General features: G+C 37.1%; 10 protein-coding genes and 1 riboswitch. All 10 genes read right to left on the bottom strand.

What is annotated here, in order from left to right; all coding sequences use genetic code 11:
* Nucleotides 1-465: 465 nt before the first annotated feature.
* Nucleotides 466-990, bottom strand: a complete 525-nt coding sequence (locus tag COD11_RS22230; RefSeq protein WP_098799090.1) for a type 1 glutamine amidotransferase domain-containing protein — start codon at nucleotides 988-990, stop codon at nucleotides 466-468.
* A gap of 66 nt (nucleotides 991-1,056) precedes the next feature.
* The gene (locus COD11_RS22225; RefSeq protein WP_098799089.1) at nucleotides 1,057-2,001 is read right to left on the bottom strand and encodes a DNA-binding transcriptional repressor DeoR; all 945 of its coding nucleotides are present in this window, start codon (nucleotides 1,999-2,001) and stop codon (nucleotides 1,057-1,059) included.
* A 95-nt stretch (nucleotides 2,002-2,096) separates the two neighbouring features.
* Nucleotides 2,097-4,109: a transketolase gene (tkt, locus tag COD11_RS22220; protein ID WP_098799088.1), complete on the bottom strand. Its 2,013-nt coding sequence runs from the start codon at nucleotides 4,107-4,109 to the stop codon at nucleotides 2,097-2,099.
* Nucleotides 4,106-4,987, bottom strand: coding sequence for a 6-phosphofructokinase (locus COD11_RS22215; RefSeq protein ID WP_098799087.1), 882 nt, complete (start codon nucleotides 4,985-4,987; stop codon nucleotides 4,106-4,108). The genes tkt and COD11_RS22215 overlap by 4 nt, the downstream gene beginning before the upstream one ends.
* A 200-nt stretch (nucleotides 4,988-5,187) precedes the next feature.
* Nucleotides 5,188-6,330: a histidine kinase N-terminal domain-containing protein gene (locus tag COD11_RS22210; protein WP_176551199.1), complete on the bottom strand. Its 1,143-nt coding sequence runs from the start codon at nucleotides 6,328-6,330 to the stop codon at nucleotides 5,188-5,190.
* A gap of 272 nt (nucleotides 6,331-6,602) precedes the next feature.
* The gene (locus COD11_RS22205) at nucleotides 6,603-7,292 is read right to left on the bottom strand and encodes an ECF transporter S component (protein ID WP_231308221.1); all 690 of its coding nucleotides are present in this window, start codon (nucleotides 7,290-7,292) and stop codon (nucleotides 6,603-6,605) included.
* Nucleotides 7,274-8,923, bottom strand: a complete 1,650-nt coding sequence (locus tag COD11_RS22200) for an ABC transporter ATP-binding protein (RefSeq protein ID WP_098799086.1) — start codon at nucleotides 8,921-8,923, stop codon at nucleotides 7,274-7,276. The genes COD11_RS22205 and COD11_RS22200 overlap by 19 nt, the downstream gene beginning before the upstream one ends.
* Nucleotides 8,896-9,783, bottom strand: coding sequence for an energy-coupling factor transporter transmembrane component T (locus tag COD11_RS22195; protein WP_098799093.1), 888 nt, complete (start codon nucleotides 9,781-9,783; stop codon nucleotides 8,896-8,898). Before COD11_RS22195 ends, COD11_RS22200 begins: the two co-directional genes overlap by 28 nt.
* Nucleotides 9,784-9,789: 6 nt before the next feature.
* Complete coding sequence (locus COD11_RS22190) at nucleotides 9,790-10,596, bottom strand: DUF4430 domain-containing protein (RefSeq protein WP_255301678.1); 807 nt, start codon at nucleotides 10,594-10,596, stop codon at nucleotides 9,790-9,792.
* A 93-nt stretch (nucleotides 10,597-10,689) separates the two neighbouring features.
* A complete protein-coding gene (locus COD11_RS22185) occupies nucleotides 10,690-12,516 on the bottom strand; it encodes a DUF4430 domain-containing protein (RefSeq protein WP_098799084.1) in 1,827 nt (608 codons plus the stop codon).
* A 130-nt stretch (nucleotides 12,517-12,646) separates the two neighbouring features.
* Nucleotides 12,647-12,752, bottom strand: a riboswitch (cobalamin riboswitch).
* Nucleotides 12,753-12,854: the final 102 nt, after the last annotated feature.

The raw sequence follows: 12,854 nt of genomic DNA, 5'->3' as shown, positions 1-12,854 counted from the left end.
CAATTATACGGACTTAATCTTCCCGCTCTGCTTTCTGTCCCGATTCTGCCACTATCGAGACTCAATTAACTGCTCGCTTCTGCTTTCTGTCCCGATTCTGCCACTATCGAGACTCAATTAACTGCTCGCTTCTGCTTTCTGTCTCGATTCTGCCACTATCGAGACTCAATTGACTGCTCGCTTCTGCTTTCTGTCTCGATTCTGCCACTATCGAGACTCAATTAACTGCTCGCTTCTGATTTCTGTCCCGATTCTGCCACTATCGAGACTCAATTAACTGCTCGCTTCTGTTTTCTGTCCCGATTCACTCATTTTCTCTCCCCACTTCGATTTTTGTTCCGATTCTCTCTGTTTCGAGACGCAATTTATTTAGAACAATTCCTGTCCCCATAGAGACTGTAAGCAATACTAGTCCTATACAAACAAAGCCCCCTTTTTAAAACAAAAGGGGGCTTTTCACGTACATTATTTATCCTCTAACACCTTAATAAATTCTCTCATATAGTCCGGCAGATCAGGTGGGCGACGACTTGACACTAGGTGACCGTCGACAACAACAGGTTCATCAAGCCACTTGGCACCGGCATTTTCCATATCATCACGGATTCCAGGTGTGCTTGTCACAGTTTTTCCGTTCAAAATCTTCGCAGAGATCAATACCCAGCCAGCATGACAGATTTGACCAATTGGTTTTTGATTTTCTTCCATATGCTGAACAATCTCGATTACTTCCTTAAAGCGTCGAAGCTTATCAGGAGCCCAACCGCCTGGAACGAGTAATGCGTCATAGTCGTTCGGATTAATATCTTGAAATTGAAAATCAGAAGTAGCCGGAACTCCGTATTTTCCTTTATAAGTAAAGTTTGCATCTTCACCTGCTAAATGAACAGTGGCTCCTTCTTCACGTAATCGATGAATTGGGTACCAAAGCTCCAAGTCTTCAAAATCTTCATGCACAAAGCTTAGTATTTTTTTGCCTGAAAGTCTCATGTACTTCTCCCTCCTTATTCATAGTTTCACGATACCTTAACGATCCAAATAAAACAAATGATTAAACTAGACATCCATTTCGATCAACAAGCTTGCTGTATGTTGATCTGTAATTAACACATTTGCATATTTCCCTTTTAGTGCTCCGTATATAGCTTCTAGCTTTTTAGATCCACCCGCAACCAATATCGATTTCTCTTTTTTGGCTAATTCATGGAGTTCTATACCGATCGTTCGATTGTTTAGACTTTCTACACAAATCTCACCATTCTTATCAAAAAATCTAGAACAAATTTCTCCAGCTGCTCTAGACTGAATTAAATGTTGATCTTCCTTTGATAGATACTCAGCTTGTAAAAGAACAGAATCTACAACAGGTGTCCCAACACTAAATATGGCGATATTCGCCTGTTGACCAAGGTTGAGAATTTTATGAATATGTCGATCTGCTTCAATTGCTTGCTTCACCACAATATGATCAACAATTGCTGGTAACGGTAACAAAAAGGTTTGAGTATTATAAGCTTCACCAAACAAATGAATGATTTCTGACGCATATGTCTTTGTCTCTGAATGGCTAACCCCACCATTCAGCTGAACGATTGTTGTATGGCTTAAGGGTCTTTGCTTCAGCCTTGTTGCAACTTCATAAATTGTCGTACCCCACGATGTTGCAATCACATCATAATCTTTCACAATTTTATTTAGATAGTCAGCTGCAACCTCACCTAGCTGTTTTTTTATATTCGTATTGTCATGTTCAGACATAGAGACAACAATCACTTCTTTTAGGCCGAACTTTTCTCTTAATCGCTCCGTCAATTGTTCACCAGCCTCAACAGGATTATGGATGGTAATCTCAACAATTCCGGAATCCTTGGCTTGTTTAAGCAATCTGGAAACAGTTGGTCTGGAAACGTCTAATTTTTTTGCAATCTCTTGCTGACTATAATCTAATTGATAGTAAAGTCTAGCAGCTTCAATGATTTTATTAAGCTTATCTCTTTCCATTTTCTGCACCTAATTAATTAGACTTTTTTTCTTGCGATAATAACATACAACAGGCTGACATCCATTTCTGTCAGTCAGCCTCTACATGTTCTATCTTATTCTTGGATTAACTTTTTAACTCGCGCTACTACGTTTTCAACTGTAAAGCCGTATTCAGCTAGAATACGTTTTTCAGGAGCTGAAGCACCAAATGTATTGATTGCTAAGATATCTCCTTCATCTCCAGTGTAACGATCCCATCCAAGTGGAGAAGCCATTTCAATTGCAAGGCGTTTCTTCACTTCTTTTGGAAGAACAGAACGCTTGTATTCCTGAGTTTGTGCTTCGAAGCGATCCCAAGCTGGCATACTCACAACAGCTGCTTCAATACCTTCTTGAGCTAATACTTGTTGTGCTTCTATTGCTAAACCAACCTCAGAACCTGATGCTAGTAAAAGAACATCTGCTGTTTCTTTACTAGCTGGTGAGATCACATATGCTCCTTTTTTCACACCTTCATAAGCTGTTTCGTTCGTACCCTTAATTGTTTTTAAGTTTTGACGAGTTAATACAAGTGCAGTTGGAGTAGATGTTGACTCAATTGCAGTTTTCCAAGCTGCTGCTGTTTCATTTCCATCAGCTGGACGTACAACAGAAAGATTAGGCATTGCACGTAATGATGGAAGCTGCTCGATTGGCTCATGTGTAGGGCCATCTTCACCAACAGCAATACTGTCATGTGTAAACACATATGTTACTGGTAAGTTCATAAGAGCTGCAAGACGAATTGCTGGACGTAGGTAATCTGAGAATACAAAGAATGTCCCACCGAACACATGAAGGCCACCATGTAACGCCATACCATTTAATGCAGCACCCATTGCAAATTCACGAACACCGAACCAGATGTTGCGACCGCTGTAATCTTCGCTTGTGAAGTCACCGCTACCACTAATTGTTGTTTTGTTAGAACCTGCTAAGTCTGCTGAACCACCAAAGAATGATGGAAGACCTTGTGCAATTCCATTTAATACTTCACCAGAAGAAGCACGAGATGCTAGGCTAGATCCTTCTTCGTAAACTGGAATGTGTTGATCCCAACCTTCTGGAAGCTCACCGCTTACTGCATGTTTGAATTGTTTTCCTAACTCAGGAAACTCTTGTTCATATGCTGCTACTAAAGAATTCCACTCTTCTTCTTTCGCTTTTCCAGCTTCATGGACAGTTTTGTTAAAGTGGTCATAAACTTCACCTGGAACATGGAAGTCTTCTTCAAATGTCCAATCGTATGCAGCTTTCGTTAATTTAATTTCATCCGCACCTAGTGGAGAACCGTGAGAAGCTGATTTACCTGATTTGTTTGGTGAACCAAAACCAATTGTTGTTTTTACCTCAATTAATGTTGGACGATCTAAATCTTGTTTAGCTTGTTCAATTGCTGCTGAAATTTCGTTCAAGTCATTTCCGTTTTCAACGCGAATAACTTGCCAGCCTTGTGCTGTGAAACGTTGTTCAACATTTTCAGAGAATGAGCGATCAAGATCACCATCTAATGAAATATCGTTTGAATCATATAATACAACTAGACGACCTAGTTTTAAGTGAGCTGCTAATGATGCTGCTTCAGAAGAAATACCTTCCATTAAGTCTCCATCACCACAGATTGCGTAAGTATAGTGATCCACTACATTATATGAAGGCTTGTTGTAAGTTTCTGCTAAATGACGCTCAGCCATTGCCATACCTACTGCCATTGCAATCCCTTGTCCAAGTGGACCTGTTGTTGCATCTACACCTGGTGTGTGACCAAACTCAGGATGTCCTGGTGTTTTACTTCCCCATTGCCTAAATTCTTTTAAATCATCCATTGATAGATCATAACCAGTTAGGTGAAGAAGGCTATAAAGTAACATAGAACCATGACCTGCTGATAAAACAAAACGATCTCTATTAAACCAGCTTGGGTTTGATGGATTTACATTCATAAATTTTGTCCATAACGTATAAGCCATAGGAGCTGCCCCCATTGGCATTCCTGGATGTCCTGAATTTGCCTTTTCAATCGCGTCAATTGACAAAGTACGGATTGTCTCAATTGATAACTTTTCTGTTTGTGTTAATTCACTCATTTTATTCCCTCCGATTGTTTCAATTCACTTAAAATGACTTTATTATCTTTGATGAGTAATTGACCTGATTTGTGATTTGACCTAACCCATTCTACAACTGATCTTTTTAATTGATTAGCAAGAAGTCGATCAACGGCAGTAGGATAAGGCCCGCCACATTGTGACTCATCGATCACAACAGCCTTCCAATCAAGATCAAACTCTTCAAAATGCTTTCCTAATTCCATTGGGTCTACAGAGCTATCCATGACAAAAAAGGTGTATCCTTCTTTATTTGCTTCCTTGTATCTAATATGCAGCTTTAAGCGATTTACCACATCATTGTTCACTTGATCTACAACCTCAGCATCAACTGCCAATGCTGTGTCATTTACTAACTTTGTTGACTCAACTCCAGGAATTTGAACATTAAAGACGCGAACCTTTCCATACGATAATGAACTAGCTGTGTCCCTAACACTTTCAATGCTTTCAACAATTGAATTTAATGCTGTATCATAACCTAATGTAGCTTGTGAACCACTAACATTATTATAATAACTAACAGGTACTAGCAGTAGTTTAGATGAAAAATGGTCCAAATTAGCTTTTGTGTCCCCTAATAAAATAACCTGATCAAGCTCAGATAATTCACTTGCAATCTTATCTAGCTGTTCGTTCCATATATTAATAGAAAATCGATTCAACCTATACCGATTAAAGCCAAATGTATGAAGTGAATTTCTGTCAAATTCAGTTTGTTGTATCTTATTTGTTGAAGAATCCCATTCAATGCCGTAAACCTTGTTCCCTTGAATAGATGCTTCTTCTACTAGGGTACGAACGATCTCTGTTGCACCTGCTGAAGCACAACCAAAATGAACTACACCTATTTTCATTATCGTTACCCCTTCTCAAGAAATTTCGTTCAACTCATAATGAACATTTGTAACAATGACTAGTATACACGAAATAGTTGTAAAGATAAATATATAAAACACTAAATTATTAGAAATTTTACTTTTTCCATATTGTAAAAGCTTTACAATGTGTTGAATTCTTAACCCTACAAAAACAATAAAAAAACCGACCTCTCTGTTTAATCTACGGTCGGTTTCTTTTCATTTATAGGAAGTGTGATGATAAATGAGGTTTTATTCTTGTATGACTCACAATATATCGTTCCATTATGCTTTTCAATCAGAGATTTACACACATATAATCCGATTCCTGTTCCTAGACTCTTAGTAGTATAAAAGGGCTCAAAGATTGCTTCTTTTGTTTCTTCCGGGATTTCTGGTCCGTTATTTGTAATATTAAACAGAATAGACCCTTGCTTTGCTTCACTTTTAATACATAGTTTACGATCAATTGAGTTATTATGTTTTAAAGCATCTATTGAATTTAAGATTATATTGACTAATACTTGTTTGATTTCATCTTTTACTGCAACAATTGTACAGGTAGGATCTATTGTCATTGATAACTTCACATCACCATCGACAATGCTGGGATAAAGAAACGCTGTGATTTCATCGAAAAGCTTCTTAACCAATATTTCTTCTTTATTCTTATCAGCTACTTCCAGCTTAGATGCATGCAAGAATTGAGTGATTCTAAATTTTAACTGATCAAGTTCATGCTCTATTGTGTCCATATACTTTAAAGCGGGATTTTCATTTTTTAACAACTTTACAAAGCCCATAACTGATGTAAGGGGATTTCGAAATTCATGTACAAAGCTAGAGGACATTTGCCCAAGCAGGGATAACCGGTCTTTATGAGATTGATTAACAAACACCATTTTCTCTTTTATTTCAATATCTTTTAATTCAGTATATCTAGTAACAGCATGATAACAATAACGATCAAAATGATCATTTATTCTGTTAATAATTGGCTGTAAATCGTCAATTGAAATTCCAGATTTAATAATATACTTTATAACCGTGCTTCTCCCAACATTTACATTGTAAACAAATTCACCAATATTACTCTTACTAAGGACCCGTTCCTTCGCCACTTTATAGGCTAACTCTTTTATCTCTTCATCTTTGATAGAGCTTTTCAATGATTTTTTCACCAATAAGTACATTTGATGCCCGTTCCCACTCACTCTATCTTTAAAAATATCATCTTCGCGTAAAATGATGCTTTCTTTCCATAATGATAAAAAGTCCTCTTCTGTTTCCTCTAGAAACTTAATTAATTTCTCTTCAACAGAATGAATCGATCCAGACATTGAGTTCAATATTTATCACCGCTTTCAATGAGTCAAAGGCCTATATAAAAAATTAGACAAAAAACGATAAAAACCCTTTCTTTTTTCAAGAAAATATTATTATTTTTTAAAAATTTATCGATTAATATTGATTTTAATTCAATTATATAATAATCCAAAGGGAAATTAGCCTTATCCTATCAATAGGTCATTTGCATGAAATTTTAAGTGATTATTATTCTCATTGTACAAAAAAGAGCATCGAATAATTTCCATGCTCTGCGTTTATATATTTATTTAACTTCTAATAACCCATACTTTTTCCTGAACCTCTGGAGAATCTTCATCCAGCCTGTTGCAAAAAGTAGCAAGAAAAACACATTTGAGATAGCATGGGCTAAATCAAAATATAAGCTTGCTCCATAATACGCCAAAAACTCCACTAGTTTTATATCATCGCCAAGACTAACAAAATACCATAGATTCATCATCCATCCGAATAATATCCCTGTTATAAATCCAAAGATTGCCCTTCCGATCGGTGACACTTGTATCCATGTCCCGCGTAAGAATCCAGCACATAACCCTATCATCCCCCAGGCATACATTTGCCAGGGAGTCCATGGTCCCTGACCCAAAAATAGGTTCGATACAAGGGCAGCAAGTGCACCAACAACAAACCCACTTTCTGCTCCGAAAACGAACCCTGTAACAATGATCACAAACGTTGTTGGCTGCACACTTGGAATAGAGGCAAACGGAACACGGCTAACCGCAGCAATGGCTGCAAGAATGGCTAAAATAACAAGCTCCCTTCCCATAACCTTTCTTCGTTCAAAACGAATCATAAAAGGAAGGAATGTACCGAGCATAAATAGCACACTAACAAGAAGAAATTGCTTCTCCGCAATGAGTGTTCCACAGAGTAGAATGAAGGTGATGATTAAGACAGAAATCAATAGTATTATTTTTGGACGTGCCAAGACAATCGAGCCTCCTCAACCGTTAAGACATCAGGAATATGACTGCCTCTTGTCATTCGATTTACGACCGTTGTATAAAATGCATTTCCTTGAAAAAAACGCTTAGAAGGGGCTTCTGTTGTAATAGCCCCTTGAAACATCATTGCACATCTTGTTGAATAACTTGCCGCAAATTCAATATCATGTGTAACCATTACAATCGTTAAACCTTGTTTTTGAAGTTCTTTTAACAGCTCTCCGAATTGCTGCTTAGAATCTGGATCAAGACCTTTCGTTGGTTCATCCACAAGAAGCAAAGAAGGCTGTGGCAACAGCACCCCAGCTAGGGCTGCCTTTTGCATTTCCCCGCCACTAACGTCATATGGATGCCGCTTTAAAAGATGCTCTAATTTAAAAAGATCGAGCAACTCTTGTATCCTTTCTTCTCCAGCATTCACATGATGATAGTGAATAATCTCTTTTAACTCATCTTCAATCGTATCTTGTAGAAAAAACAACTTAGGGTTTTGTGGGAGAAAGCCTATTTCATTAGAAAGTTGTTTTTTCACTTTTTTACCTTTGTAATAAATTGAACCTCTTTGTGTTCTAGCTAAGCCTGCCATCACCTTTAAGAGCGTAGATTTTCCAGTACCATTAGCCCCGACTATCGTTAGCCATTCCCCTTCATATACGTTTAGTGACAAGTCATTTAATATTTTGTTCGTACCCTTCGAATATTGGAAGTCAAGGTGCTTTACCTGTAAAAGTACATTTTGGTAGGTTATTTTCTCTGTGATTTTATTTGTAACCTTAACTTGCAAGTTATTTAACCATTTCTTCCCTTCCTTAACAGACAGGGGAATCAAACTAGAATGTTTTTCAGAGCTTTGATCTAAAAATAATCTTGCAGGACTTGGTAAGTAATTGTACATCGCATGATTCTTATCTAGTCCAAGCCTTTGAATAACTCTACGCGGGTGATCAAAGTAAAGTATTTCACCTTTATCCAACACCATTGCTCGGTCGGCAATCGCAAAGAGCTCTTCTAACCGATGCTCAGCAATAATAATCGTGATGCCAAATTCTTCATTCATCGTTTGAAGCATTCCGATAAACTCTCTTGCTGCAACAGGATCTAATTGAGACGTTGGCTCATCAAGTAACAATACCTTTGGCTCCATTAACAGAACAGCCGCTAAGTTTACAAGTTGCTTTTGTCCTCCAGAAAGCTCATATGTTTTCTTATCAAGTAAACCTTCTAATCCGAAGAAATGGACAATCTCTGCTACTCGCTTTCTCATCTCTTCTGTTGATGCTCCCATATTTTCAAGGCCAAAAATAAGTTCTTCTAAAACCTTGTCCATAACGATTTGATTTTCAGGGTCTTGAAAAACCATGCCGATACTTTTTGCTACTTCTTCTGCTTCAATAGTTAAAAGGGGGTTATTCTCTAAAAAGAACTCTCCTTTTTTTTCTCCATGTGGAGCAATCTCTCTCTTAATAAGCCGAAGTAAAGTGGATTTTCCACTTCCAGATGAACCACAAAGAACAATAAATTCCCCCTGTTCAACTGAAAATGAAACGTCCTTTAATACATGCTGTTTTTCATCAGGATAAGTAAAGCTTATATTTTTTGCTTCCAAAAATGCCATCGAACTGTTTCCCTCCCCTCAATAAATAGTGGGATGGCAAGATATAGAGTGAAAACACCAAGATAAAACCATTCTCTGCCTTGAATAACTGGTGATTCTAAGATAGGATAGATGCTTAACACCCCATCTCCCAGCCACCAGCCTGCTACTGCTACACTTCCTATTAATAATAACGTAAACAGTACAAGCCAATCTTGGACCTTCATTTTAAAAGGCGTATATTTGCTTCTTTTTTTAAGACCATACCCACGTGCTGCCATAGAATCTGCTGTTTGAATTGCTTCCTCTAAAGACCATGTTAATAAAATTTGTATAAGTAAAATACCGTTCTTTGCACGAGTTCGAATTTTCCCCTCTGAAACAGACAAACCCTTCCCTTTTTGTACCGATTCTATTTCTCTTAATCTTCGTTTTAACAATGGCACAAATCTCATAGAAAGCATCGTTAGTAAAGCCCATTGAGGAAGGATCCTAGAAAAAAGAAATAAAAACTTTTCAGCTGTGATCACAAGGTTATATGAAGCAAATAAAACCAATAGCGTAAAGATTGATAATGCTAAAATCACTCCCTGTATAATTGCCTCTAACATGACAGGGTTATGATATAAATAAAATAGGATATGAGTTCCTCTTCGATTGATTAAAGGGTTAATAATCAGAAAGAAAATAGATAGAAAAAACATCATAACAAGCCAGCTTCTTAGTGTTTTCCCCCTATCAAGCTGCAAATGAAAAAGAATGAACAAAAGAGCTGCAACAAATAAAAACACCGGATGCTTATAAAGCATTACCAGTGCTGCTGCGCCCACATAATAAAAAAAACTAACGAAAGGATGAAAGCTATGAATTCCTTTATTCATGATCAATTAATCCTCATTATAATTTGTTGTATAGATCCACTGAACAGTATCACCATTAGTGACTGTTATAACACCTGCACTTCGGTTTAACGTTGAACCATTTCTTTTTACAGTCCAGCCACTAAATTGACCTCGGTCGAATTCAAATAAATTATCAATACCCTCCACATACGCAGATGAACCGCTTCCTGTTACGCTAACAGGTATACCTTTTTGTTTTAAGATAGTTAATGTTACATCCAAAACTGTATTTCCTTCACTCATCACAACCTTTGTAGCAGGAAGAATTGTTCCTTTTTCACTATCACCTGCAATTGAGATGGTAACCGCCTGCTTTGGTTCTTCCTTTTTCGGTGGTGGAGTGGTTGATTGTTCTTTTGTAGCAGTAGTTGTATCTTGTTTCGTTGATTCATTTGTAGCTTTTTTAGTTGGTGTTTCAGTCTTTTGAGTAGTGCTTTGTGTTTTTTCTGTTACTTTCTTTTCAGAAGTGTTTGTTGTATTAGTTGTTGTACTAGAAGACTTGCTTTGTGATGATGATGTAGAAGATTGTTCTTTTGTTTCTTCTTTTTTATCTTCTTCAACAGCAGCCGTTGTTTCTTCTGTAGTTATCTCTTGTGTTTGCACTCCTTGTTTATCTTCCGATTCGACTTCTCTTGTAGAATCAGCTATTTGTTCAGCTTCTTGATCACTCGTATCGTTTGACTGTGTTTCCTCACTTGTTTCTTCATTTAATACCGGTGATACTTCGTCTTTTTCACATGCTGCAGTAAAGAATAAAATTGTCGAGAACACAATCAGCAGAAAGGTTTTCATTTTTGACAAAGCGTTACACCTCCAATAGTTTTTCTGATACGATCATCCATAAATGGGAAACGCCCCTCCAAATGGAGAGGGCATTTCATTTTGTTATTGTTGTTGTCTTTTTCTAACATACAAACTAGTTATTCCGATAATAAGTAAAGCAAGACCAATTAATGCCATGTTATAACTTTGGGTAGCAGTATTTGGTAGAGGATAACCCTTGGTTTTTGCTGGTGGATCATTTTTAGTCGTACTAACATTTTCAGATGTATCTTTTTCAACATCTTCCTTCACTACAACAGGGGTTTCATTGTTGTCAGCAGGAGTCTCTGTGTTTTTCTTTTCAAGAGTTAAGCTATACAAAGATCCTTTTCCATTTAAAAATAATTGATACGCAACGATTCCTCTATAGCCTTGATCTGTTGTAAATAAGTCACTAGTGTCTCCACCTTGCCAGTCAAAGCCACCATCATCATTTTGGTAGGAAAGCAGAAAATCGATTAAACTAACACCGTCTTTTGAAAACTGATCACTATGTGAATCAATTGATAATGCCGATAACGCAATAACTACTTGTGCAGCTGTTGAGCTGTTATCAATTTTTGAATTTTTGTATTGAGCTGATAAATAATTTACAGCTTCGTCTACCGCACTCTTCACATCAGCATTTGATTCAACATACGGAGCAAGTGCAGTTAATACCATAGCCGTTGTATCACTGTCACTCGTTGCTTCACCACTCCATGTCCAGCCACCATCACCGTTTTGATTTTTCAGCAATTCATTGACCAATGCTTCTCGCGTCCATTTTGCTGAAGATGGAACTTCAAAGTTAGCACTATCTAATGCAATAAGAGCATAAGCTACCCCATTTAGTCCCTGCTTTGTTACATTTCCATTATAGATAGCTTGAACAAGATTATATCCTTCAATATTTGTTGGATCTTCACCTGCTGCTAAAACGCCCAATGTAAGTCGCTCATAATCTGTTATTTTTGAAAAACTTCCTTGACGTTCAGTTAATTGTTTTTTCAAGTTTTCTAGATAACTAGCCGGCAATGTCTTTCCTGCCTTATTCAAAGCCACTGCCTGCCAGTCTCCAACCTCTTGTTTTAAAACATACTGACTAGCTGCATTTATAGCATTCTTAAGGGCAGCTTGATCAAACTCTTCAACTGGCTCTTGTTCCTCTTCAGGTTGCTGCTCTTCCTCTGTAGGTTCTTCAGCTGGTGTTTCCCAAGATTCATATTTTAACGTTACTTTATCAGCTTTTTTAAGCGCGTAACTGTCAACCCCAACTGATGCCATCTCATCATTTACATAAAATGCCCAATAATAAGTACCTTCAGCAGCTAATCCTCCGATACTTGTAATCATCACGCCATATTCAGATGTTTCATATTCAATGTTTTCTTGTCCGTAACCAATCTGTAATAAATCGAATGCAGTTGGTTGATCAATGTATGCAATTGATGAAGGCTCCGGTAAAATCACATGATCTTTATCACCAATTATTTGCAGTGACACACTATTTTCAGAAGGCTTTGTCCAATCCGTATAACGAAAACTTAACTCGTCACCCTCTTGTACAACATAACTGTCTGCGCCAACTTGTGCTTGAACACCATTAACATAAAAAGCCCAATAATATGGATCCTTTGCTTCTAATCCGTTTATTTCAGTAATAAATACCCCGTATTCAGACTCACTGTATTTAACTTGGCTCTCGCCAACAGCTTGAACGAGTACATCAAATGCAGTTGCATCCTCTGCAAATGTATAGTTTGTTTCATCTAATAATAGTTCATTGTTATTTCCAACAACTGATATTGTTTCCCCTTCTGCAGCAAATACAGTTGTCTGAAAAGTGCTAACGAATAAGGTAGAAACTAAAAGGACAGATAATATAATATGTTTTACTTTGTTGAACAACGTGTTCTCTCCTATCTATAAAAATTTATTGAGGCAAAAAAAATCCTCTATGTAGGAGGATTGCAGTCGTTAAGAAAAAAATGTCCAATAATTGACTCTTTCTTTTCTTAACACCCTCCTATCCGCGTAGTACGAGGTGAAAAAATAGGCAGGTCTCCTGACTTATGATCAACATCCTTACAGTCTTCCCTTTTCATGATAGGATAATACTATCAACCTATTTTTATCATATTCATTTTAACTGTTTTAATCATAGTCTAGTATGAAAATGGTGTCAATATATGTAGGAGTCTGCATATATATGGTAGAAACTTCAAAAATCCATTTCTCCTTTCATT

Origin of the sequence: Bacillus sp. AFS040349 (assembly GCF_002577655.1) — a bacterium.
Lineage (GTDB): Bacteria > Bacillota > Bacilli > Bacillales > Bacillaceae > Metabacillus.
Note: the sequence above shows the minus strand (reverse complement) of the source record. Positions and strands in the feature narration are given on the sequence as shown.